Origin of the sequence: Thermus caldilimi, from assembly GCF_004684245.1 — a bacterium.
GTDB lineage: Bacteria > Deinococcota > Deinococci > Deinococcales > Thermaceae > Thermus > Thermus caldilimi.
In genome coordinates this window covers 2,269,899-2,292,518 of sequence record NZ_CP038452.1, presented here as the reverse complement: position 1 = coordinate 2,292,518, position 22,620 = coordinate 2,269,899, and the positions used below count along the sequence as shown (strand labels likewise).

The 22,620-nt window shown below is 66.4% G+C and carries 21 protein-coding genes and 4 pseudogenes; 16 read left to right on the top strand and 9 right to left on the bottom strand.

Features of this window, described 5'->3' with window-relative positions:
- Positions 1 to 110: 110 nt before the first annotated feature.
- Genes EBI04_RS12265 through EBI04_RS12255 form a run of 3 tightly spaced genes read left to right on the top strand, consistent with a single transcriptional unit; the run spans position 111 to position 1,790 of the window.
- The gene (locus EBI04_RS12265; RefSeq protein ID WP_135257686.1) at positions 111 to 611 is read left to right on the top strand and encodes a hypothetical protein; all 501 of its coding nucleotides are present in this window, start codon (positions 111 to 113) and stop codon (positions 609 to 611) included.
- The gene (locus tag EBI04_RS12260; RefSeq protein ID WP_135257685.1) at positions 586 to 876 is read left to right on the top strand and encodes a hypothetical protein; all 291 of its coding nucleotides are present in this window, start codon (positions 586 to 588) and stop codon (positions 874 to 876) included. Before EBI04_RS12265 ends, EBI04_RS12260 begins: the two co-directional genes overlap by 26 nt.
- The gene (locus tag EBI04_RS12255; protein ID WP_135257684.1) at positions 876 to 1,790 is read left to right on the top strand and encodes an ABC transporter ATP-binding protein; all 915 of its coding nucleotides are present in this window, start codon (positions 876 to 878) and stop codon (positions 1,788 to 1,790) included. Before EBI04_RS12260 ends, EBI04_RS12255 begins: the two co-directional genes overlap by 1 nt.
- On the opposite strand, the gene EBI04_RS12250 is transcribed toward EBI04_RS12255, so the two are convergent.
- From EBI04_RS12250 to EBI04_RS12225, 6 genes and pseudogenes are all read right to left on the bottom strand, one after another.
- The gene (locus EBI04_RS12250) at positions 1,746 to 2,918 is read right to left on the bottom strand and encodes a bifunctional folylpolyglutamate synthase/dihydrofolate synthase (RefSeq protein WP_135257683.1); all 1,173 of its coding nucleotides are present in this window, start codon (positions 2,916 to 2,918) and stop codon (positions 1,746 to 1,748) included. The two genes, EBI04_RS12255 and EBI04_RS12250, sit on opposite strands and share 45 nt — an antisense overlap.
- Positions 2,915 to 4,716 (bottom strand): annotated as a pseudogene (locus EBI04_RS12245) (ABC transporter ATP-binding protein). Before EBI04_RS12245 ends, EBI04_RS12250 begins: the two are co-directional and overlap by 4 nt.
- Entirely contained in the window at positions 4,716 to 6,455 is a 1,740-nt protein-coding gene (locus tag EBI04_RS12240; RefSeq protein ID WP_135257682.1) for an ABC transporter ATP-binding protein, read from the bottom strand. The pseudogene EBI04_RS12245 and the gene EBI04_RS12240 overlap by 1 nt, the downstream one beginning before the upstream one ends.
- A gap of 44 nt (positions 6,456 to 6,499) precedes the next feature.
- The gene (locus tag EBI04_RS12235; RefSeq protein ID WP_135257681.1) at positions 6,500 to 7,333 is read right to left on the bottom strand and encodes a hypothetical protein; all 834 of its coding nucleotides are present in this window, start codon (positions 7,331 to 7,333) and stop codon (positions 6,500 to 6,502) included.
- A gap of 5 nt (positions 7,334 to 7,338) precedes the next feature.
- Complete coding sequence (locus EBI04_RS12230; protein WP_135257680.1) at positions 7,339 to 8,331, bottom strand: M20/M25/M40 family metallo-hydrolase; 993 nt, start codon at positions 8,329 to 8,331, stop codon at positions 7,339 to 7,341.
- Positions 8,331 to 8,984 (bottom strand): response regulator transcription factor, encoded by a 654-nt coding sequence (locus tag EBI04_RS12225; protein WP_135257679.1) that lies wholly within the window; start codon positions 8,982 to 8,984, stop codon positions 8,331 to 8,333. The genes EBI04_RS12230 and EBI04_RS12225 overlap by 1 nt, the downstream gene beginning before the upstream one ends.
- Positions 8,985 to 9,026: 42 nt before the next feature.
- Here EBI04_RS12225 and EBI04_RS12220 point away from each other — a divergent pair.
- Positions 9,027 to 10,249, top strand: a pseudogene (locus tag EBI04_RS12220) (class I SAM-dependent RNA methyltransferase).
- On the opposite strand, the gene EBI04_RS12215 reads toward EBI04_RS12220, so the two are convergent.
- Positions 10,241 to 11,206: a LysM peptidoglycan-binding domain-containing M23 family metallopeptidase gene (locus tag EBI04_RS12215; RefSeq protein WP_135257678.1), complete on the bottom strand. Its 966-nt coding sequence runs from the start codon at positions 11,204 to 11,206 to the stop codon at positions 10,241 to 10,243. The pseudogene EBI04_RS12220 and the gene EBI04_RS12215 overlap by 9 nt on opposite strands.
- Before the next feature lie 28 nt (positions 11,207 to 11,234).
- Here EBI04_RS12215 and aroQ point away from each other — a divergent pair, with 28 nt between their 5' ends.
- The 9 genes and pseudogenes from aroQ to EBI04_RS12170 all read left to right on the top strand — a co-directional run bounded on the left by aroQ (position 11,235) and on the right by EBI04_RS12170 (position 18,616).
- Positions 11,235 to 11,678, top strand: a complete 444-nt coding sequence (gene aroQ, locus EBI04_RS12210; RefSeq protein ID WP_135257677.1) for a type II 3-dehydroquinate dehydratase — start codon at positions 11,235 to 11,237, stop codon at positions 11,676 to 11,678.
- An 82-nt stretch (positions 11,679 to 11,760) separates the two neighbouring features.
- A pseudogene (gene gyrA, locus EBI04_RS12205) lies at positions 11,761 to 14,177 on the top strand (DNA gyrase subunit A).
- Positions 14,177 to 14,488 carry a divalent-cation tolerance protein CutA gene (cutA, locus tag EBI04_RS12200; RefSeq protein ID WP_135257676.1) on the top strand — a complete coding sequence of 104 codons (312 nt, stop codon included), beginning with the start codon at positions 14,177 to 14,179 and terminating at the stop codon, positions 14,486 to 14,488. Before gyrA ends, cutA begins: the two are co-directional and overlap by 1 nt.
- 99 nt (positions 14,489 to 14,587) lie before the next feature.
- Positions 14,588 to 14,818: a hypothetical protein gene (locus EBI04_RS12195; RefSeq protein WP_135257675.1), complete on the top strand. Its 231-nt coding sequence runs from the start codon at positions 14,588 to 14,590 to the stop codon at positions 14,816 to 14,818.
- 75 nt (positions 14,819 to 14,893) lie between these two features.
- A complete protein-coding gene (locus tag EBI04_RS12190) occupies positions 14,894 to 15,502 on the top strand; it encodes a helix-turn-helix domain-containing protein (RefSeq protein ID WP_135257674.1) in 609 nt (202 codons plus the stop codon).
- 155 nt (positions 15,503 to 15,657) lie between these two features.
- Positions 15,658 to 16,305 carry a DUF502 domain-containing protein gene (locus tag EBI04_RS12185; RefSeq protein WP_135257673.1) on the top strand — a complete coding sequence of 216 codons (648 nt, stop codon included), beginning with the start codon at positions 15,658 to 15,660 and terminating at the stop codon, positions 16,303 to 16,305.
- A gap of 11 nt (positions 16,306 to 16,316) precedes the next feature.
- Positions 16,317 to 16,676 carry a hypothetical protein gene (locus EBI04_RS12180; RefSeq protein ID WP_135257672.1) on the top strand — a complete coding sequence of 120 codons (360 nt, stop codon included), beginning with the start codon at positions 16,317 to 16,319 and terminating at the stop codon, positions 16,674 to 16,676.
- Positions 16,673 to 17,356 (top strand): response regulator transcription factor, encoded by a 684-nt coding sequence (locus tag EBI04_RS12175; protein ID WP_135257671.1) that lies wholly within the window; start codon positions 16,673 to 16,675, stop codon positions 17,354 to 17,356. The genes EBI04_RS12180 and EBI04_RS12175 overlap by 4 nt, the downstream gene beginning before the upstream one ends.
- A gap of 9 nt (positions 17,357 to 17,365) precedes the next feature.
- Entirely contained in the window at positions 17,366 to 18,616 is a 1,251-nt protein-coding gene (locus EBI04_RS12170) for a sensor histidine kinase (RefSeq protein ID WP_135257670.1), read from the top strand.
- Between the two features lie 24 nt (positions 18,617 to 18,640).
- Here the strand turns inward: EBI04_RS12170 and EBI04_RS12165 are convergent, their stop codons facing one another.
- Complete coding sequence (locus EBI04_RS12165) at positions 18,641 to 19,102, bottom strand: hypothetical protein (RefSeq protein ID WP_135257669.1); 462 nt, start codon at positions 19,100 to 19,102, stop codon at positions 18,641 to 18,643.
- A gap of 40 nt (positions 19,103 to 19,142) precedes the next feature.
- Here EBI04_RS12165 and EBI04_RS12160 point away from each other — a divergent pair, with 40 nt between their 5' ends.
- Positions 19,143 to 19,373: a hypothetical protein gene (locus EBI04_RS12160; RefSeq protein WP_135257668.1), complete on the top strand. Its 231-nt coding sequence runs from the start codon at positions 19,143 to 19,145 to the stop codon at positions 19,371 to 19,373.
- Between the two features lie 20 nt (positions 19,374 to 19,393).
- On the opposite strand, the pseudogene guaB reads toward EBI04_RS12160, so the two are convergent.
- Positions 19,394 to 20,877 (bottom strand): annotated as a pseudogene (gene guaB, locus EBI04_RS12155) (IMP dehydrogenase).
- A 129-nt stretch (positions 20,878 to 21,006) separates the two neighbouring features.
- On the opposite strand from guaB, the gene EBI04_RS12150 reads away from it, so the two are divergent.
- Both EBI04_RS12150 and EBI04_RS12145 read left to right on the top strand, forming a co-directional pair.
- Positions 21,007 to 21,354, top strand: coding sequence for an ArsR/SmtB family transcription factor (locus EBI04_RS12150; RefSeq protein ID WP_135257667.1), 348 nt, complete (start codon positions 21,007 to 21,009; stop codon positions 21,352 to 21,354).
- Entirely contained in the window at positions 21,351 to 22,556 is a 1,206-nt protein-coding gene (locus EBI04_RS12145; RefSeq protein ID WP_135257666.1) for an MFS transporter, read from the top strand. The genes EBI04_RS12150 and EBI04_RS12145 overlap by 4 nt, the downstream gene beginning before the upstream one ends.
- Positions 22,557 to 22,620 lie beyond the last annotated feature (64 nt).

The window sequence follows — 22,620 nt, the reverse complement described above, 5'->3', positions numbered from 1 at the left end:
AGGGTGCATCGTCTTTTTCTACGGAAGCAATTCCAGCCCTGTAGAGCCTATCCAGCGACCCCCAAGATGAGCCCGGGCTCATCTTGGGGATTCTCTAGAGGAGGTACATTGTGAAACTCGCCTATCAACTCCTGGCTGAGGTCCGGCTAACCCTGAATGCCGCAAGGGTTTACCTGCCCAACCAGTTGGCAGGTCTTTTTGCGGATGCGGTCTTTTTCTATGCTATATGGATGGCCCCAAACTCCCTTTCTCCTTCAGACACACGTCCATCTGTGGGTCACGGGGGAAATATTCTCCTAATGTACGCTGCATTCAATATCGTGGTTGGGACGTTTCAGGCCCTGGCCTTCGCCGTTTCACAGGAAGCGGATCGTGGCACTTTGGAACACTTGGCCCTTGCCCGAGGGGGTCTCTTGATCCAGCTCCTTCTAAGAGGATTTGCAGATACACTCTTCAACCTGTTCAGAACAGGCATCCTCATAGGGGGTGTTGGCCTTGATAACAGGCATCCCCTTGGACCCCAAGACTTTTTGGCCAGTAGCTATCGGCTTGCTAGCGTTAGGAGCGCTTGGGTTTTCTCTTATCATGGCGGCCCTAGCTCTTTACTTTAAGCGCATTCTTAGTTTTTTCATAATCATCCAGTTTGGTCTTCTCCTCTACTTCTTCTCTGTGGTCAACTGGCAAGACCACATGGTCTACCTCCCCCTGGCCCCGGCAGCCCACCTGCTTTCTCAAAGCCTCACGGGAGGGGTGTGGAGGGGTGAGGTGGCCTTCTTCGCCCTCGTCCAAAGCCTGCTCCTTCTGGGAACTGGCTTCCTGGCTTTAAGCTTCATGTACCGATTGGTCCGCTTGCGGGGCCTTTTGGGGAGGTACTGATGCGCCTTCTGGTGCAAGGAGTCCACAAGCGCTTCGGCCCGGTGCAGGCCCTGGCCGGGGTGAGCCTGGAGCTAGGGGCGGGGGAGGTCCTGGGCCTCTTGGGCCCCAACGGGGCGGGCAAGACCACCCTGGTGAAGGTGATCCTGGGCCTCCTCCTGCCGGAGGAGGGGGAGGTCTACCTGGAGGAGGAGGGCAGGCGGCGCAGGCCCCAGGGGCACGAGTTCGGGGTCCTCCTGGAGGGGAGCCGCAACCTCTACCTCAACCTCCCCCTCCTGGCCAACGCCCTTTACTTCGGAGGCATCCGGGGGCTCAGCCCCAAGGAGGTGCGCCCCCGCTTCCTCCACTGGCTGGAGCGCTTTGGCCTGAAGGAGCGCCTCCATGCCCCTTTGGCCTCCCTCTCCCGGGGCATGCAACAGAAGGCCGCCTTGGCCCTGGCCCTCGCCCTAAGGCCCCGCTTCCTCCTCCTGGACGAGCCCACCCTGGGCTTGGACCCGGTGAGCCGGGGGGAGCTGGAGGCCATCCTCCTGAGCCTCAAGGGGGAGGGGATCGGCATCCTCCTCACCTCCCACGACCTGGCCACGGTGGAGCGGGTGAGCGACCGGGTGGCCTTCCTCAAGGGGGGAAGGCTCCTTCGGGAAGGACCCACCCGGGCCCTCCTGCGGGAGTGGGCGGGGGAAGGGTACCTCCTCCGCCTGGCCGAGCCCGTGGCCGAGGCCCTGGCGGAGGCCCTGGGCCCGGGGTGGCTGGCGGAGGGGAAGGACCGCTTGGTCTTCCTGGGGGAGTGGGCGGCCCTCAAGGAGGCCCTGCCCCGGGTGCCCGTGGAGGTGCTGGAGGTCTCCCGGGGGGAGCCCAGCCTGGAGACCGTCTTCCTAAGGCTCTTCGGCCGGGAGGTTCCTAAGGAACCTTCCCCTTAGGGCCCCCACCAGGTACAAGGAGCCCGTGGCCAGGACGGGGAGGCCGTCCACCCGCGCGGCCTCCACCGCGTGATGCAGGGCCTCCCAGGGCTCCTCAAAGAAGGGCCCGCCCAGCTCCTCCCCCAAGGCCCCCTCCCCGGCCCGGGTGTAGCGGACGCTCTTGGCCTTGGGGAGGAGGTGGGCCAGCATCCTTCGCACGTCCTTGCGGGGAAAGGCCCCAAAGACCATGTGGTAGGCGGGAAACTCCCGGGCCAGGGCCTGGGCCGCCGGGGGGTTGTGGGCCCCGTCCAGGTAGACCTCCACCCCCCCTAGGGGAAAGCGCTCCAGCCTCCCCGGGTGCCGGGCCTCCTGCAGGCCCCGCCGGATGGCCTCCTCGGGGAAGCCGAGAAGCCTTAAGGCCGCCGCGGCGAGCCGGGCGTTTTGCTCCTGGAAGGCCCCCTTCAGGGCGGGGGCCACGGGGAGGGCGAAGAGGGGGTCTTCCGGGTCCAGGACATGGAGGGGGCACCCCCGCGCCGCCGCCACCTGCCGGGCCACCCTAAGGCCCACCCCTTCCGCCCCCGTGACCACGGGGACCCCTGGGCGGAAGGCTCCCGCCTTCTCCCAGGCCACGGCCTCGAGGCTCCCCCCCAGGGCCTCCAGGTGGTCCTCCCCCACGTGGGTCAGCACGGTGAGGACCACGTGGGAAAGGACGTTCGTGGCGTCCTTCTCCCCCCCCACCCCCGCCTCCACCACCGCCAGGGCCACCCCCTCCTCCCGGAAGTGGTGAAAGGCCAAGGCGGTGGCCAGGTCAAAAAACCCCGGGGGCTCAGGCCAGCTTTGCCCCTGGGCCCAGGCCACAAAGCGCGCCACCGCCGCCTCGGGGATGAGGCCTCGGTGGGTGCGGATCCTCTCCCGAAAGTCCAGGAGGTGGGGGCTGGTGTAGGCCCCAAAGGGGAGGCCTCGGGCGCGGAAGGCGGCCTCGAGGTAGGCCACCACGCTCCCCTTGCCGTTCGTGCCCAGCACGTGCACCGCCTGAAAGGCCGCCTCCGGGTGCCCCAGGCGCTCCAAAAGGGCCCGCACCCGGCCCAGACCCCGCGCCCCTTGGCGGCGCTGGGCGAAGAGCCAGTCCAAGGCCTCCCGGTACATCACCCCTCCGCGTACTGGAGGCGGTAGAGGGTGGCGTAGTAGCCCCCCCGCTCCAAGAGCGCCTCATGAGTCCCCTCTTCCACAAGCCGCCCCTTCCTGAAGACCAGGATACGGTCCACCCGGCGAATGGTGGAGAGGCGGTGGGCGATGATGATGGAGGTCCTCCCCTCCATGGCCTTGTAGAGGGCCTCCTGGAGCCTCTTCTCTGTTTCTGAGTCCACGTTGGCCGTGGCCTCGTCCAGGATAAGGAGGATGTCGGGGCTGGCTAGAAGCGCCCGCACCAGGGCCAGAAGCTGCTTCTCCCCCGTGGAAAGCCCCGCCCCCCGCTCGCCCACCCGGGTGTGGTAGCCCTGGGGCAGGCGCAGGATGGCCTCGTGTACCCCCAGAAACCGAGCCACCTCCACCACCTTCTCCTCGGGGATGGTCTCGTCAAAAAGGCGTAGGTTATCCAGAATCGTGCCGGAAAAAAGGAAGGGGTCCTGGAGGACGATGCCCACGTGCCGCCTTAAATCCTCCTGGCGGTAGTTCCGCACATCCTCCCCATCGATGAGCACCTGGCCCCTTTGGGGTCGTAGAAGCGAGCGATGAGGCTCACCACGCTGGTCTTCCCCGCCCCCGTGGCCCCCACCAGGGCCACCTTCTCCCCCGGGCGGATGTGGAAGGAAACCCCCTTCAAGACCCAGTCCCTCTCCCCCGGCTCCACCCCCTTGGGGGTGTAGGCCAACCAGACGTCCCTAAACTCCACCTCCCCCCGGAAGCGGGCGATGGGCTTGGGGTTTTCCGGGTCCTTGAGCTCCTCCACCGTGTCCAAAACCCCGAAGATGCGCTCGGCGCTGGCCATGGCCCCCTGAAAGAGGTTGAACTTATCCGAAAGATCCTGGAGGGGCTGGAAAAGCTGGCGGGTGTAGTCCACGAAGGCCACCAGAAGCCCCAAGGTGGCCACCCCCCGCACCACCTCGCCCCCGCCGTAGAAGAGGAGGCCCGCCACCGCCAAGTCCCCCAGGAAGCCCACCACGGGGAAGAAGAGGGCGAACCAGCGCACGATCTCCACCCAGGCCCTAAGCAGGTCCCGGCTCAGGCGGTCAAACTTCTCCTCCCGTTCCTTCTCCTTCACGAAAAGCTGGATGGTTTCCACCCCGGAAAGGTTTTCCTGCAGGGCAGCGTTCAAGCGGGCCAGGCGCAGGCGCATCTCCCGGTAAGCGGTGCGCATGCCGTTTCGAACCCAGGCCGTGACCCAGAGGAGGATGGGCACCACCAGAAGGACCACCAGGGTGAGCTTGGGGCTTAGGACCAGCATGAAGGCCAGAAGGCCGAAGATGGTGAAGAAGTCGGCGATGACCCCCACCAGCCCCCCGGTGATGAACTGGTTGATGGCGTCCACGTCCGAGGTGACCCGGGTCATGAGGCGGCCCACGGGGTTTTTGTCGTAGAAGCCCGGGTGCAGGCGCATGAGCTTGGCGAAAAGGGCGCTCCGCAGGTCAAAGAGAACCCGCTGCCCCACCCACTGGATGAGGTAGGTCTGGCCGTAGGTGGCAACGAAGTTGAGGAAGCGCACCAAAAGGAAGCCCAGGCTCACCCAGACGAGGAGGGCGTAGCGCTCAGGTAGGGGCTTGGGTTCCTTGGGCACCAGGGCCCCGTCGATGGCCCACTTGAAGAAGAGAGGGGTGGCGGCGGCGGTGAGGGTGGTGAGGAGGAGGAAGAGGAGGGCTAAGCCCACCTGGAGGCGGTAAGGCCTCACGTAGGCCAGGATGCGGGCGAAGAGCACCCGGTCAAAGGCTTTGCTGTAGGCGTCCTCGTGCATTACCCCTCCACCTCCCGCTCCATGCGCTGGATGCGATCCAGCTCGGCATAGAGACCTCCGGCCTCGAGGAGGCTCTCATGGGTGCCCTCCTCCACGATGCGCCCCTCCTCCAGGACAATGATCCAGTCCGCATGGCGCAGGGTGGCGGTGCGGTGGGAGATGAGGAAGGTGGTCTGGCGGCCCAAGACGGTCTTGAGCCCCTGGAGGATGCGGGCCTCGGTCTCGGTGTCCACGGCGCTTAAGGCCTCGTCCAGGATGAGGATCTTGGGTCCTTTGGCCAGGGCCCGGGCCAGGGCCACCCGCTGGCGCTGGCCCCCGGAGAGGGTCACCCCCCGCTCGCCTAGCACCGTTTCGTAGCCCTTGGGGAAGGAGAGGATCTCCTCGTGGATGCCCGCAAGCCTCGCCGCCCATTCCACTCGCTCCCGGTCCGGGGTGTCCAGGCCAAAGGCGATGTTCTCAAGGAGGGTCTCGCTGAAGAGAAAGGGCTCCTGTGGGGCCACCCCCACCGCCTGGCGCAGGAGGGGGAGGGGGATGCGGCGCACCTCATACCCCCCCACGTACACCCGCCCCTCCGTGGGGTCCAGGAGGCGGGGCACCAGGGCCATGAGAAGGCTCTTGCCGGAGCCGGTGGGCCCGGTGATGCCCAGGGTCATGCCGCTGGGGACGGTGAGGGTGATGTCCTTGAGAAGCCAACGCCCCCCGGCGTAAAGGCTCACCTTCTCGAAGCGCACCTCCCCGGAGAGGTCCTGGAGGCCCAAGAGGAGGGGGTTCTGGTCCTGCACGGCGGGCTTCCTGTCCAAAAGCTCAAGAAGCCGCCCCAGACTGGTGAGGCCCCGCTGGTACATGGCCATCACCCAGCCCAGGCCCAGGATGGGCCAGGTGAGCTGGGCCAGGTAGGCGTTGAACTGGACCAGCTCCCCCACGGTGAGCCTACCCCGGATGACCATGTCCCCGCCCGCCCAAAGCACAGTGAGGAAGGCAAAGCCCATGAGGAACCCCAAAAGGGCTTGCATGGGCCCTTCCACCCGGGCCAGGGCCAGGCTCTTGGCCATGTAGGCCTGGTTGAGGCGGCGGAAGCGGCTGAGCATCCGCTCCTCGAGGGCGTACCCCTTGACCACCCGGACCCCGCTGAAGGCCTCCTGGGCCAGGGTGCTGATCTGGTCGAAGGCCTCCTGGGCCTCCCGATAGCGGCGGTCCACCAGGCGGAGGAGGTAGAACATCACCCCGGCGATGGCGGGGAGAAGAAGGGTCAGGTAGAGGGCCAGGCGCAGGTTAACCGCGTACATGAAGGCAAAGGCCAGGAGAACGAGAAAGGAGAGGCGGCTGCCCATCATGATCCCCGGCCCCACCATCTCCCGCACCGCGGAGAGGTCGGTGTTCAGGCGGTTCATGAGGTCGCCCACCCGGGTCTCTTGGTAAAAGCCCCGGTCCAGGCGGAGGAGGTGGCGGAAGAGGTCCCTCCTGAGGTCGTACTCCACCTGGCGGCTGGCGGCCACCGAGAGGCGGCGCATGAGGTAGGCCAGAAGGGCAGTGGCCGCGGCGGAGAGGAGGAGCCAGAGGACGTAGAGCCCGTAGGGGCCCCCATGCCCCACGGCGTCGATGGTCTTGCGCAGGAAGTACGGGGAGAGGACGAAGAAGAAGATGGAGGCCAGGCCGGAGAGCACCCCCAGGAGGTACTGGGTCCGGTAGCGGGCCAGGTAGGGGAGGAGGCGGCGCAACAGGACTGACCGACCGGTCATAGCCCACAGTCTACCCCATCCTTCCCCGGGGAAGGGGGCCTGGCTCACGCACCGAGCAGCTCTTCCTTGAGTCCCCTCAGGGCCTCGCCCCAGTCCTCCCCCAAGGTGAGGAGGCGGTAGGGCTTGCGGAGCCGCCGGGCCGCCTTCTGCAAGAGACCAGGGATGGGAGGGCATGCGTAGGAAACCACCAGCAAAAGGCCCTTCACCCGGCCCAGGCGGTGGAGGTAATGAACCATGCCCACCAGTTCCCGGTCGGTGGGAAGGTCCATGGGGAGGAGCCTATCCCCCTCCTCCCTGAGCTTCTCCGGGGGCAGGTCGGGGAAGTAGGGGATAAGCCCCTCCCGGGCCAGGGCCTCCTCCACCGCCTTGCGGAAGGACTCGTCCTCGAGGAGGTAGGGCTGGGCCACCACCCCCACGCTTCCCGGAGGGGTCTTGAGGGGAGGAGGAGGTTTCAAAAGCCCCCGCACCCGGTCCAGAGCCCGCCCCACCAGCATGGGGTTCTGGGTGAGGAGGTGGCCCACCTCCCCCGCCCGGCCCAGGACCCGCTCGGAGAGCTCGGCGGGCACCTTGAGCACCGGGGGAAGCCCCGGAAAGTAGCGGAGGAGGGTGGCCTCGAGGTCCAAAAGCCAGGGGCACTGCCCCCCGCCCTTTTCCGACTCCACCGCCCCCTGGAGGTCGGGAAGGAGGAGGTAGTCCACCCCTTCGGCTTTCAGGGCCTCCACCTGGGCCAAAAGCTCCTGCACCGGCAGGCAGTAGGGCTGGTGGCGGGCAGGCGGCACCTCCACCCGCACCACCTCCACCCCCAAGGCCTTTAAATACGCTTCCCAGAAGCCCAGGTATCGCCGGGACAGGAAGGCCCTCAGGACACCCACGCGCATACGCCCTATCCTACGCCAAGGGCCTTTAAAAAGGCCAGAAGCACCTCCCGCCCCTCCCAAAGGCTTTGGGGAAGCACCCATTCCTCCGGGGTGTGGGCCCCACCCCCCCGGTACACCCCCAGGGCCAAGGCGGGGATGCCCCGCTCGATGGCGGCGCTGGCATCGGTGGAACCCGGCTGGAACTGGGGCCTCTCCCCGATCTTGGCCAGCGCCATCTCCGCCGCCTGCAGAAGCTTAGGCGTGGCGGTGCTCCCCGCAGGCCTCGTCCCCAGGACCTCCAGGGAAACCTCCACTCCATGGAGTTGGGCCGCCTCCTCCAGGACCTCCTGGGCCTTGTGGTAGAGGGCGCGAAGCGCCTCCTCCTCCAAGGCGCGGATCTCCAGCAAGGCCGAGGCCTCCTTGGGGATGGCGTTTACCGCCTCGCCCCCCCGGAGGCCGCTGGCGTTCAGGCTGGCCTCGCCCCCCATTTCCTTAAAGAGGGCGTGTAACCGGGAGAGCCCTTCCGCCAGGGCGAACACGGGGTTAGGGGTCCCCCTGTCCCCCCAGGCGTGGCCTCCCCGGCCCAGAAGGGTGATCCGGAAGCGGAGCGAGCCCAAGGCCCGGTCCACCACCCCCGGCAGATACCCATCCACCGCCACCACCACCTCCGGAGCCAGGGTTTCCACCAAGGCCCTAGCCCCCTTGAGGTTCCCCAGACCCTCCTCCCCCACGGTGAAGGCCCGCACCACCCCGGGCATTTCGGGAAGAGAGAGGAGGACGGCCACCCCGCCCGAGTTGTCCCCCACCCCAGGGCCATAGAGCCTCTCCCCCACCCGCTTCGGGGGCTTAGGCGGCAACACCGTGTCCAGATGGGCGAGGAGCAACACCCGCCCCTCCCCCGCCCACACGTTCCCCAGGCCGTCTCTTTGCGCCCTGGGCAAGTGGGCAGCCACGAAATCCCCACGGGCCGCTTCTCCCACCAGGGGGGAGAGTTCTAAGAGGAACCGTACCGGGTCCACTACTCCTGAGGCTCAGGTCCGGCCAGCCCCTCCCGGATGGCGTAAAGGGCCGCCTGGGTGCGGTTGTTCAGGTGGAGTTTTTGGAAGATCTCGGAGAGGCGGTTGCGCACCGTTTTCTCGGAGAGCTGAAGCTCGGCGGCGATCTCCAGGTTGGTGTAGCCCTGGGCCACCAGCTTGAGGATCTGAATCTCCCTCTCGGAAAGCTCGGCATGAAGGGGAAGGCTAGACTCCTTCTTGACCCGGAAGTCCTGGATGATCCGCCCGGCCAGATCGGCATCCAAGAGCACCTCCCCGGCGTGCACCCGGCGGATGGCCCCGATGAGTTCGCTGGCATCCGTGTCCTTGAGGAGGTAGCCCCGGGCCCCCGCCTTCACCGCCTCGAAGACGTAAGCGTCCTGGCGGTACATGGTGAGGATGATCACCCTGGCCTCGGGCCACTCCTTGAGGATGGCCTGGGTGGCCTGCACCCCATCCAGGTTCGGCATCTGGATGTCCATGAGGATGACATCCGGCCTGGCCTCGAGGGCATGCCTTAGCGCCTCCCAACCGTCCTTGGCCTCGCCCACCACCCGGAAATCCCCTTCCGCCTCCAACAGACTTTTGAGCCCCTGGCGGAAGAGGGCATGATCGTCCGCTAACAGTACCCGAATCACCCCTCCATCTTAGCGCTGACGGGCTTGGTGTAGGGTGGAAGGGTGAAGGTTCTCACCGTGGAGAAGCTGGTGCCGGGGGGCTATGGCCTCGCCCGCACCGGGGAAGGGGCCGTCCTCATCAAGGGGGCCCTGCCGGGGGAGGCGGTGCGGGGAAAACCCGTGCGCCGCAAGGGAACCCTTTTCCTGGAGGAGGTGGAGGTGCTCACCCCCCGTCCCGACCGCTACCCCCACCCTCTTCCCCCTTCCGCTGACCTGCCCCTTCTATACGAAAGCCAGCTTCCCCTGAAGGAAGATCTGGTGCGAGATGCCCTCATGCGCATCGCCAGGCTTTCCCTTCCCCTGGCCCCCATTCGCCCCTCCCCCAGGCCCCTGGGCTACCGTACCGCCGCCCAGTACGCCCGCCATCCCCTGGGGGCCTGGCCTACCGCCTGCCGGAAACCCAGGAACTTTTCCGGCTGGAGGAGGACCCCCTTTTGGCCGAGCCCCTAGCCTGGGCCTTCGCCCTTCTCAAGGCCTGGCCCTTACCGGTGGAGGAGGTGGCCTTGAGGGGAAGCCTCCACGAGGGCCGGGTGCTCCTCGGCCTCATCGGGGGAAGCCCGGAGGCTCTGAAGCGCCCCGCCAGGGCCCTGGTGCGGGAGGGCTTCGCCGGGGTGGTCTGGGCCGAACCCTCCCCCAAGGGCCGCTTCCGGGGAAGGGTCCAGCCCCTTTACGGGGGAAGGACCCTACTGGAGCGGTTCGGCCCCCTCACCGCCACCGTGAGCGTGGAAAGCTTCAGTCAGGTGAACCCCTTGGCCATGGGGGAACTCCTGGAGGAGGCCCTGAACCTGGTTTCCGGCGGAAAGCGGGCCCTGGAGCTCTATGCGGGAAGCGGCCTTTTCTCCCTCCTCCTGGCCCCCCGTTTCCAGGAGGTGGTGGCGGTGGAGATCAGCAAGGAAGCCGTGCGCCGGGGAGAGGCGGATAGGAGGCGGCTTGGCATAGAAAACGTGCGCTTCCACCGGGGGGACGCCAAGGAGGCCAGGAATCTCGGCGGCTTTGACCTGGTGGTCCTGGACCCACCCCGCACCGGCCTTTCCCCGGAGGTGAGGGCCTACCTTTTGGAGTCCCAGCCCAAGGAGGTCCTCTACGTGGCCTGCGACCCCGCCACCTGGGCCAGGGACGTGGGGGAGCTGGTGGGGGGTGGCTACCAGCTGGCCTTCGCCCGGCCCTACGACTTCTTCCCCTTCACCCACCACGTGGAGGTTCTCTCGCTCCTGCGGCTAGGGTGAGGGAAGGCCCTGGAAGAAGGGCGCGGGGTCCACGGGGATGCCGAAAAGGCGCACCTCCAGGTGCAGATGGGGCCCGGTGGAAAGCCCCGTGCTCCCCAAAAGGCCGATGACCTGGCCCCCTTTCACCCTCTCTCCCACCCTCACCCTCCTTTCCGAAAGGTGCCAGTACCCCGTGCAAAGGCCCATCCCGTGGGCCACCACCACCGCCTCCCCCCGTACCTTGAGCCTTTCGGAAAGCACCACCACCCCCTCAGCCACCGCCCGCACCGGGGTGCCGGGTGGGGCGGCGAAGTCCAGGCCCTCGTGGTAGGAGGTGAAGAGGGTGCCGTAGCGCCGACGGGTACCAAAAGCGCTGGTGATGCGCCCACCCTCCAGGGGCTTCAGGAAGCGGGAAAAGGTCAAGGGCCCCTCCCTAGGGCAGGCCTGCACCACCTTCTCCCGCTCCGCCTTTAGGCCAGGGTCCTCGAGGAGCTTCTCCAGAGAAGGGGAAAGGACTAGGGTCTCCTTGGCGTAGCCCCCTGCCAGCACCCTCAGAGGGAGGACCGTCTCCTCCCCATCCAGATGGAGGCGCAAAGGGTAGACCTCTGGGGGTTGCATCGCCCCCACCGCCAGGAGGGCCCAAAGCCCCCCCTCCCCGGAAAGGAGAGGGTAGCGCACCCCCAAAAACTCCACCCACCCCTCCCGGTACCCTTCCACCCGTAGGGCAAAGGCCCGGCCCTGGATCGGGGGGAAATAAACCAGGCTTCCCCTGGGCAGGGCCACCTCCCCCCCAGGGCGCACCCGCAGGACCTGCCCCACCCGGATGCGGTTGGGATCCTGAAGCCCATTGAGCCGGGCCAGGGCCTCCACCGTGGTCCCGTAGCGGCGGGCGATGGAAAAAAGCGTTTCCCCAGGGGCTACGGTGTGGGTCTGGGCCAAGGCGGGTAAGGCCAGGAGGAGGGCCAGTAGCCAGGGCATGCCCTTATCCTAGGGGAAAGGAGCCTCTATGGTGCTGATCCTAAACGGACCCAACCTGAACCTTCTGGGCCAGCGGGAGCCCGAGGTGTACGGGCGCACCACCCTCGAGGAGCTGGAAGCCCTCTGCGAGGCCTGGGGAGCGGAGCTGGGCCTGGGGGTGGCCTTCCGCCAGAGCAACTACGAGGGTCAGCTGATCGAATGGGTACAGCAAGCCCATCGGGAGGGGTTCCTGGCCATCGTCCTTAACCCCGGAGCCCTCACCCACTACTCCTACGCCCTTCTGGACGCCATACGGGCTCAGCCCCTTCCCGTGGTGGAGGTGCACCTCTCCAACCTCCACGCCCGCGAGCCCTTCCGCCAGCACTCCGTCACCGCGGGGGCCTGCCGGGGAATCATCTCCGGCTTCGGTCCCCTCTCCTACAAGCTGGCCCTGGTCTACCTGGCGGAGGTCCTGGAGGTGGGGGCTCCCTAGGGCTCCACGCCCTCCTGGCCGGGGAAGGCCCCGGCGGAGAAGTTGCTATACTTAAAGAAGGCGGAAACGCCCAAGGAGCGCTATGTCTCAGGTTCTGCCTGTAGAGATCACCGAGGAACTTAAACAGAGTTTCATCAACTACGCCATGTCCGTCATCGTGGACCGGGCCCTGCCCGATGTGCGGGACGGGCTCAAGCCGGTCCAGAGGCGGATCCTCTTCGGCGCCTACCAGGAGGGGGTGCTTCCGGGCCGGAAGCACGTGAAAAGCGCCAAGATCGTGGGCGAGGTCATGGGTAAGTACCACCCCCACGGGGACGCCGCCATCTACGACGCCTTGGCCCGTCTGGCCCAGCCCTGGAACCTGCGCTATCCCCTGGTGGATGGCCAGGGGAACTTCGGCTCCTTAGACGGGGACCCTCCGGCGGCCCAGCGCTACACCGAGGCCCGCCTTTCCCCTCTGGGGGCGGAGATGCTTCTGGACATCGACAAGGAGACCGTGGATTTCCGCCCCAACTACGACGGCTCCCTGAAGGAGCCCGAGGTCCTCCCCTCCGCCATCCCTAACCTCCTGGTAAACGGCTCAAGCGGCATCGCCGTGGGCATGGCCACCAGCCTTCCCCCCCACAACCTCTCCGAGGTGGTGGACGCCCTGGTGGCCATGATTGAGAACCCCGGGATCACCCTCGAGGAGGTCATGCGCTACCTCCCCGGCCCCGACTTCCCCACCGGGGGGAAGCTTTCCCGTAAAGGCATCCAGGAGGCCTACGCCACGGGACGGGGCAGCCTCAAGGTGCGGGCCAAGGTGCGCATTGAGGAGAAGGGCCAAAGGCCCATGCTGGTGGTCACGGAAATCCCTTACCAGGTGAACAAAGCAGGCCTCATCGCCCAGATCGCCACCCTGGTCAAGGCCAAGAAGATTGAGGACATCGTGGCCCTCCGGGACGAGTCCGACCGCCAGGGCCTGCGCATCGCCATAGAGCTCAAACGGGGGGCCAACCCCCAGGTGGTCCTGAACCAGCTCTACAAGCACACCGCCCTGCAGACCTCCTTCACGGTGAACCTCCTGGCCATCGTGAACGGGGAGCCCAAGGTCCTCCCCCTCCTCTCCCTCATGCGCCAATACCTGGACCACCGCAAGGAGGTGGTGCGTCGGCGAAGCCTCTTTGACCTCAAGAAGGCCCAGGAGCGGGCCCACGTGCTGGAGGGCCTCCTCATCGCCTTGGACCACATCGACGAGGTCATCGCTCTCATCCGCGGCTCCCAGGACGCCCAGGAGGCCCGAAAAGGGCTCATGGAGCGCTTCGGCCTCAGCGAAATCCAGGCCCAGGCCATCCTGGACATGCGCCTGCAACGCCTGGTGGCCCTGGAACGGGAAAAGCTCTTGGAGGAGTATCGGGAACTCATGGAGGAGATCGCCCGGCTTAAGGCCATCCTCGAGGAGGAAGGGCGGCTTTGGGCCGAGGTCAAGAAGGACCTCCTTAGGGTCAAGGAGAAGTACGGGGATGCCCGGCGCACGGTAATCACCGAGTTCGAGGAAAGCTTCAACCCCGAAGACCTCATCGAGGACGAGCCCATGGTCATCACCCTCACCGCCCAGGGCTTCCTAAAGCGCCTTCCCCTGGAGAGCTACCGGGCCCAGGGGCGGGGGGGAAAGGGCTGATCGCCGGCAAGACCAAGGAGGAGGACGAGGCCATCCAGGTTTTCGTGGCCCAGGCCCATGAGGACCTCCTCCTTTTCACCAACCGGGGCCGGGTCTACCGCCTGAAGGTCTACGAGCTACCGGAGATGGGCCGCCAGGCCCGGGGGGTGCACGTGAAAACCCTTCTTCCCCTGGCCGAGGAGGAGGAGGTGGCCGCCCTGCTTTCCGTAAGGGGCCTGGACGGGGAGGGCTACCTGGTCTTCGCCACGGAACGGGGCCTGGTGAAGCGCACCGCCTTAAGGGAGTACCAGAACCTGGGGGCGGCGGGGCTCATCGCCATCCGCCTCCTGGAAGGGGATCGGCTGATCGGGGTGGCCCTTTCCGACCCCGAGGACGAGGCCATCCTGGCCACGGAGGAGGGGCAGGCCATCCGCTTCCCCTTAGAGGAGGTGAGGGCCACGGGCCGGGACAGCCAGGGGGTGACGGGGATCCGCTTCAAGAAGCCGGGCGACCGGGTGGTCTCCCTCGTCACGGTGAAGCCCGGGGAGATGGTGGACCTCCTGGCGGTGAGCACCCGGGGCTACGGCAAGCGCACCCCTCTCGCCGAGTACCCCCTGCAGGGCCGTGGGGGAATGGGGGTGATCACTTATAAGGTTTCCACCAAGGTAGGCCGCCTGGCCGCCCTCCTCAAGGTGCGGGGCACGGAGGACCTCCTGGTCCTTTCCAAGAAGGGCCTGGCCATCCGCACCCCCGTGGCCGATATCCGCCAGTACTCCCGGGACACCGCCGGGGTCAAGGTGATGAACCTCCCCGAGGACGACGAGGTGGTGAGCGCCTTCGCCGTGGAGGAGGAGCAGTGATGGAGGAGGTGGTCCTGATCACCGCCCCCAGCGAGGAGGTGGGCCGCACCCTGGCCCGCACCCTGGTGGAGGAGGGCCTGGCCGCCTGCGTGAACCTGGTGCCGGGCCTCACCTCCATCTACCGCTGGCAGGGGGAGGTGGTGGAGGACCGGGAGGTCCTCCTCATCGTCAAGACCACCACCTTCGCCTTCTCCAGGCTGAAGAAACGGGTGCTTGCCCTCCACCCCTATAGGGTGCCCGAGATCCTGGCCCTGCCCGTGGCCGAAGGGCACCAGGCTTACCTGGACTGGCTACGGGAGAACGTGGGATGACCGAGGACATGCTGGACTTCCTCCGGGCCCTGCACCGGGCAGGGGCCCGCTTCCGCGGGCCTTCGGCCAGCCCTTGGACCTGAGGGACCTCGAGGAGCCATGAGAACGATACGGCCTGTGGCCCGCAGGTTCCCCTTGGACCACCCCCCGGACGACCGAAAGGAGTGGGAGGGGGTGCCCCTGGAAGAGCGCCTACGGGCGGTCTGGGAGATGGCCCTCTTCTGGGCGGAGATGGAGCGGGAAGAGGCGAGGCGGCGGGGGGAGGAGGCGGAGCTTTCCACCGACCGCCTCCTTTCCGTGGCCCGCAAGCGCCCCTTGGAGCCCAGGTAGCCCCGGCGCTATTTTTGCAACCCATAGGTTTACAAAACCCCTTGGGCGTGCTAGCCTAGGGGCAAGGAGGCAGCCATGACCCAGACCCGCGAAACCGTAACCTTCAAGCCCGGCGAGGTCATCCTGTACCCGGGGGTGCCAGGGCCCCGGGACCGGGTCTACCGGGTCCTCGAGGGGCTGGTGCGCCTCGAGGCGGTGGATGAAGAGGGGAATGCCCTCACCCTGCGCCTGGTTCGCCCCGGGGGGTACTTCGGCGAGGAGGCCTTGGCGGGCATGGAGCGGACCTACTTCGCCGAGGCGGTGACCGAGGTGGTGGCAGAACCCCTCCCCAAGGAACCCCATCCCGAGGAGATCCGCCAGGTGCTCCTGAGCCTGGCCCAGGCCCTTTCCGAGTCCTACCGGCGCATTGAGCGCCTGGCCACCCAGCGCCTGAAAAACCGCATGGCCGCCGCCATCCTGGAGCTTTCGGAAACCCCCTTGGCCCACGAGGAAGCGGAGGGCTTGGTCCTCCGCGCCACCCATGACGAGCTGGCCGCAGCGGTGGGGAGCGTGCGGGAAACCGTGACCAAGGTTATCGGGGAGCTCACCCGGGAAGGCTACATCCGCTCCGGCTACGGCAAGATCATCCTGAAGGACATCAAGGGCCTCAAGGAACTGGCCCAAAGCCGCGGGGACGGGCGCTGAGGAGTGCCCCGCCGTGGCCTGCGCCGCGGCGGGGGCCCCGGGCGTGGCCTTCCCCCTACCGGGCATTGACCCAAGGCGGTGCCCCTGGGGAGTTTGGAAGCCCATTTCCCAAAAGGGGGCGCCCCTGATAGGGGTTTTCCCGTAAACTGAAAGCCATGCGCCTGCGCCAGAGGTTCCTCACCGGGCTGGTTACCCTTCTTCCCCTTCTGGTCACCCTCTACTTTCTGGTCTGGGTCTACACCTATTCCGGGGGCTACATCCAGAGCTTTCTGCGCCTCCTGAACCTCGAGGTGCCCCGAACCTACCAGCCCCTCCTACCCTTTGCGGGTCTCTTCCTGGCGGGGGTGCTCATCTACCTGGTGGGCACCGTGACGGAGAACTACCTGGGCCGCAGGCTCATTGGCTCCTTGGAGCGCTCCCTTCTCCTCTTCCCTATCGTGCGGGACATCTACAAGGCGGTGCAGCAGATCACCCACACCCTCTTCGGCCACCAGGAGGTGAAGTTCAGCCGGGCTGCGGTCATCGAGTACCCCCGGAGAGGGCTTTACACCCTCTGCTTCGTGGTGCAGCCGGTGAACGGCCGGCTCCCCCCCCTGCCCGAGGGATACACCGCCGTCTTGGTCCCCACGAGCCCTGTGCCCGCCAGCGGCATGGTCATCCTGGTGCCCACAGAGGAGGTCATCCCCTTGGAGATCAGCGTGGAGGATGCCCTCAAGTACGTGGTTTCCGCAGGCTTCCTCCTCCCGGAAAAACCTTCAGGATCCTTAACCTCCCTCCCACAAAGGGCTGAGCCTGGGGCGTAGAATGGGAGGCGATGCGCCCTCTGGCCCTCCTCCTTTTCTTGGGGACGGTCCTGGCCGCCCTTCCTCCCCTCCTGGGGCCTAGCCTCCCCCCGGGCACGGAGCTAAGGCTTTTCTCCCAGGACCTGCGCATCCTGCATGGGGCTTGGCGGGTGGAGGGCAAGAGGCTGATCCCCCTCTCCGCCCCCGTGCCCCCTAGGCCGGGCCAGGAGGTGCAACTCCTTCTGGTACTCCCGGGGGAGAAGCCCCGCACCTTCCCCGGGGTGGCCGATCGCGGGGATGTGGCCCTCCTGCAGGACAAGGAGCGGGTGAGCCTCCTTAGGCTCCTCAAGGAGGTTTACGGCCTCGCCCCTCCGGAAAGGCTCTGGCCATGAAGCGCATCCTGCTCATCGAGGACGATGCGGAGGTGGCCCGCCTGGTGGAGCTGGAGCTCAAGGAGGCGGGCTTCACCGTGGAGTGGGCTAAAAGCGGCATGGAAGGCCTGGTGAAGCACCGGGAAAGGAAGCCAGACCTGGTGGTCTTGGACCTCGGCCTTCCCGACCTGGATGGGGCCGAGGTGGCCCGGCGGATCCGGGCCACCGACGACACCCCCATCCTGGTCCTCACCGCCCAGGATGCGGTGGAGCGCAAGGTGGGCCTCCTCTCCGACGGGGCCGACGACTACCTGGTGAAACCCTTTCACCCCGCCGAGCTCCTGGCCCGGATCCAGGTGCAACTGAGGCACAAGGAGGGAAGCGAGGTTCTCTCCGTGGGGCGGCTGGAGCTCTACTCCAAGAGGCGACAGGTTTTCTTTGGGGAAAAAGAGGTGCGGCTTTCTCCCAAGGAGTTTGAACTCCTCCACCTGCTCATGAGCCGACCGGGACGGGTGTTTCCCCGGCAGGAGATCGAGGAGAAGGTCTGGGGCAAACCCTTGGGCCGGGATTCCAACGTCCTGGACGTCCACGTGGCCAACCTCCGGGCCAAGCTCCGCGAGGCCGGGGCCTACGGCTACCTGCGCACGGTGCGGGGCCTGGGGTATGCGGTGCGCCCGGGAAGAGGCGAGGAGGAAACCTAGCCCGGCCCCATGTCCTTCCGGCTTCGGCTTTTCCTCTCCTTCAGCCTCCTCTGGCTCCTCTTTTTGGTGGGGGCCCTGTACCTGGCGGGACAGGGGGTGGAGCAAGCCCTTAGAGGCCACCTCGAGGCCACCCTCCTGGAGGATGCCAAACGGGCGGCAGAGGCTTACCGCAAGGGGCAGACGGGGACCCTCCTCACCACGGGAGGCGTCTACCTGCACCTCTACACGGAGGACGGGGAGGTCCTGGTCCTGACCCAGGAGGCCCACCGTCTCCCCCCGGAGGCCCTAAAGGAGGTGGGGAAGGTCCCTAAGGTCATCTGGCAAGGAGGCTTCGCCGCCGCTTTGGTGCGCACCCCCTTGGGCCTTCTCGCCCTCACCCAGGACACCGCCCCCATAGACCTGGCGCAAAGGGCCTTGAGGCAGGCCCTCCTCGAGGCCTTTTTCCTCCTTTTCCCCCTGGGCACGGCCTTGGTCTACCTCACCGCCCGCCTAACCGCCAGACCCCTGGAGGAAGCCGCCGAGGAGATCGCCCGGCGCAACCCCAAGCGCCTGGACCCGGTCCCCCTCCACCTCCCCAAGGACGAGTTCGGCCGCATGGTGGAGGCGGTAAACGGCCTCCTCCTTGCCCTCAAGGAGGCCCAGGAAAAGGAGCGGGCCTTTCTGGCCGAGGCCAGCCACGAGCTCAGGACCCCCCTCACCGTGCTCCTGGGCCACCTGGACCGCCTGCGGAGGAACCCCCTGGACCTCGAGGCCCTCCGCACCATGGAGGCCACCGCGGAGCGGATGCGCCGCCTGGTGGAAGACCTCCTCTCCCTGGCCCGGGGGGAGGCGGAGCGCACTTTAAACCCCCACATCGTGGACCTGAAGGCCTTAGCCGAGGAGGCCGTCCGGGAGTACGGGGTGGCCTTCCAGGGGGAGTCCCTGGAGGTGCTAGGGGACCCAGACCGGCTTTTGCAGATGCTCAGGAACCTGATCGCCAACGCCGTTCGGGCCGCAGGAAGGGAAAGGGTCCAGGTGCGCCTCAAGCGGGAAGGGGAAAACGCCCTCTTGGAGGTGGAGGACCACGGCCCGGGAATCCCCGAAGACCTCCTTCCCCGCCTCTTTGAGCGCTTCGCCCGGGGCCCCGGAGGAGGCACAGGCCTTGGCCTGGCCATTGCCCAGGCCATCGCCAGGGGCCACGGGGGGGAGATCACTGTGGAAAGCCAGCCCGGCCTGACCCTCTTCCGGGTGCGCCTGCCCCTTCTCGAGGAAGAAGCCTAGGGCCAGGGGCGAGGACGAAAGGCATCAAGGGCCGGGTACCCGGTGGAAGGCGTTGAGGAAGAGGGGAAGGGCCTGGGCCCGGGCCTCCTGCTCCCTCAGGGCCTCCTCGAAGGCGTCGGGAGCCATGAGGAGATGGGGTAGCCTGAGCCAGCCCAGGTAGTACTCCCCTGCCTGCCCTGGGTAGACAAGGCGGGCCTGCTCCTCGGGAAATAGCAGGGCCTCAAAGGCCAAGGGGGAGGCCCAAAAGGGGGCGTGGGCGGTGCGCTCCAGGAACTCCTTGAGCTTTAAGGGATTGCTGAAGAAACCATACCGCAGCCGCTCATCCAAGCTTTCCAGGCGGCCGAACTCTCCCTTCTGGACCAGCTCCATACGCTTGAGGCGAAACCGGGCATACTGGGCCAGGGAAAGCACCTCCCGGGAAAGCCCCAGGGCCACCAGGAGCCTCGAGGCCACCACGTAGTCCTGGTACTCCCGATAGGGGTCCACGCGTCCAGGATGCCACGGGGAAAGGGGATAGGATGGTGGCATGGATCGCAAGGCATGGGTCATGCGAGCGGTAGAGGCATTGCGCTTTGCCACCTTCAAGGAGATCCAGCGCTACCTGGACGAAGAGGGGGAAGCCTTTTCCAAAAAGGAGTTGGAGGACACCCTGAAGGCCCTGGTAGCGGAGGGAAGGCTGGAGGAAAAAGAAGGCACCTACCGCCTGGCCCGCAAGAAGGGAAGCGGAGAGGCCTTTGAAAAACTTTTCGGAGACTAGCCCGGAAAGGGTGGGGAACCTTAGCGGGAGTAGTTGGGGGCCTCCTTGATGACCACCACGTCGTGGGGGTGGCTTTCGATGAGGCCCGCCATGGTCATGCGCACGAAGCGGGCTTTCTGCCGGAAGGTTTCTATATCCGGGGCCCCCACGTAACCCATGGCGCTCCTCAGGCCCCCCACGATCTGGTAGAGGACATCGGCCACGGGGCCCTTGTAGGGCACCATGCCCTCGATCCCCTCGGGCACCAGCTTCTTGGCCTCGGTCTCCCCTCCCCTACCCGGCTCCTGGAAGTAGCGGTCAGCGGAGCCCTGCCTCATGGCTCCCAGGGAGCCCATCCCCCGGTAGAGCTTGTAGCGGCGCCCATCCTTCAGCACCTCCTCCCCCGGGGCCTCGTCGGTGCCCGCCAGCATGCTTCCCAGCATCACCGAATGGGCCCCCGCCGCCAGGGCCTTGGCCACATCGCCGGTGTACTTGATGCCCCCATCGGCGATGATGGGCACATCCAGGTCCTTTACCCCCGCCACCGCCTCGAGGATGGCCGAGATCTGCGGCACCCCCACCCCGGTCACCACCCGGGTGGTGCAGATGGAGCCGGGACCAATGCCCACCTTCACCGCGTCCGCCCCCCGTTCCGCCAGGGCCCGGGCCCCCTCCCGGGTGGCCACGTTGCCGGCGATGACCTCCACCTTGTCCCCAAAGGTCTCCTTCAGGTAACTGAGGGCCTCCAGGATCCCCTTGGAGTGCCCGTGGGCCGAGTCCAGGACCAGGACGTCCACCCCGGCCTCCACCAGGGCCTGAGCGCGTTCGGGGAGGTCCTTGCTGGCCCCCACCGCCGCCCCCACCAGAAGGCGGCCCAGGGCGTCCTTGGCCGCGTTGGGGTACTGCTTGCGCTTCACGATGTCCTTGAGGGTAAGAAGCCCCTTGAGCCTACCCATTTCGTCTACCAGGGGAAGTTTCTCCACCTTGTGCTTGCGCAGGATCCCCTCTGCCTCCTCCAGAGTGGTGCCGGGGGGGGCGGTGATGAGGCGCTCCAAAGGGGTCATGACCTCGGTGACGGGTCGCTTCAGGTTGCGTTCAAAGCGCAGGTCGCGGTTGGTCACCAGGCCCAGGAGCTTCCCGTAGAGGTCCACCACGGGAAGCCCTCCGATGCGGTACTCCCGCATGAGGCGCTCGGCGTCCTCGAGGGTGGCGGTGGGGGGAGGGTCACAGGGTCCTGGATCATCCCCGCCTCGGAGCGCTTCACCTTGCGCACCATGCTGGCCTGGGCCTCAACGCTGAGGTTCTTGTGAATCACCCCCAGCCCCCCTTCCCGGGCCATGGCGATGGCCATCTCCGCCTCGGTCACCGTGTCCATGGCCGCAGAAAGGATGGGGATGTTGAGGTGAAGCCTCTTGGTAAGCCGCGTCCGCACCGATACCTCCCTGGGCAACACTTCCGAGTACCCAGGGAGGAGAAGAACATCGTCAAAGGTGAGGCCTTCGTAGAGGATCTTACCCTCGTACATGTCCTTCAGGCTATACGCCCCCCTCCCCTCCCGTCTAGGGCCAAGACTCCGAAGTCCACCCCATGCAAAAGTCCCATTCCTTCGGGGAACCACTTTATCCGTTTATCCGGATACCGATATAATCAGCTCATGGAGCGCCACGAAGCCCCACGGGAAAGCCGGCTCCCGGCGGAAGACCTCGAGCACGTCCTGAGGATCTTCTCCGCCCTGGCGGAGGCCACCCGCCTGCGCATCGCTTTAGGTCTTCTGGAAGGCGAGGAAAGCGTGGGCCGCTTGGCCCAGCGCTTACGGCTTCCCCAAAGCACCACCTCGAGGCACCTGGCGGTTTTGCGGGGAGCGGGGGTGGTGGCCGCCCGCCGGCAGGGCACCCAGGTGTTTTACCGCCTCAAAAGCCATGTTGCGGACCTCCTCATCCAAGCCTTCGCCCACGCCGAGCACCAGCGCCTGGGCCTCCCGGACCACGGAGCCAAGCCATGAGAACCCTTCCCCGCCTTCTCCAGAGCCTGCGTAACCCCCTCTTTGCCCGCCTGTACGCCGCCCAGACCACCAGCCTTCTAGGCGATGCCTTCACCTGGGTCGCCCTAGCTCTTCTGGCCTTTGAGGTGGGTGGGACAAAGTCAGCAAGTATCCTGGCCGGAGCCCTGACCCTGCGGGTCACGGCCTTTGTCCTTCTCTCCCCGTGGGCTGGGATCCTGGCCGACCGGGTGGACCGGAGGAAGCTGATGGCAGGTGCGGACCTAGGCCGAATGGGGGTGGTAGGGCTTATGCCCTGGGTAGGCGAGGTATGGCAGATCTACACCCTGATGTTCCTCCTCAACGCCCTCACCGCCTTCTTCACCCCCGCCTACCAGGCAGCGCTGCCCCAGGTGATGAAACAGAAAGACTATGCCCAGGCCATTGCCCTATCCGGAGCCACTTACGAGGTTCTGGGAGTGCTGGGCCCCGGGATAGCCGGGGCCCTGGCGGGCCTCCTTGGAGCGCGGAACCTTTTCCTGCTAAACGGGATAACCTTTATGTTCTCCGCCCTGCTCATCCTTACCCTGCCGGTAAGTCTCCGGGTGGAACGGGAAAACACTCCCACCAGCCCCCTGGGCGATATTCGGGAGGGAACCCTCTGGTTGTGGCGGGACGGCCCCCTGCGCTACGCCCTGCTCCTAGAGCTTTCGGCCGCGGTGTCCGGGGCCCTGGTATTGGTGGGCACCGTGGGTTTGATCCGGGGAAAGTTAGGGCTAGACGCGTTGGAATACGGCTGGACTATGGCTGGCTTTGGCATTGGGGCCACCTTGGCTGCTTTGTCCATGGGCGCTTGGGAAAACCGCATCCCCCGTACCACCTTTGTCTTCTTAGGTGCTATGGTTTCCAGCCTGGCGGTCCTGCCCGCTGACTGGGCCTCCCTGAACCTGCTCCTTTTCCTCTGGATTCTGGCTGGTGCAGGCCAAAACTGGGTTAACCTGCCCACACAAGCCCTGATCGCTGACCGTACCCCTGAGGTCCTCCAGGGGCGGGTTTACGGAGCCCACTTTGCCTGGAGCCACCTCTGGTGGGTTCTGGCCTATCCCGTTGCAGGATGGTTGGAAACCCACTTCCCTGGTGGAGCCTTCCTCTACGGTGGTCTCGTGGCCTTTGGCTTTCTTTTAGGGGTGGAGCTTCTCTTTAAATCTTGGAAAAGGCCAAGGTGAGGGGTAGACTTCGTAAGCTAACGGACGCTCCAGGAAGTGCTCCAAAAAGAACCCCCGGGAAGAT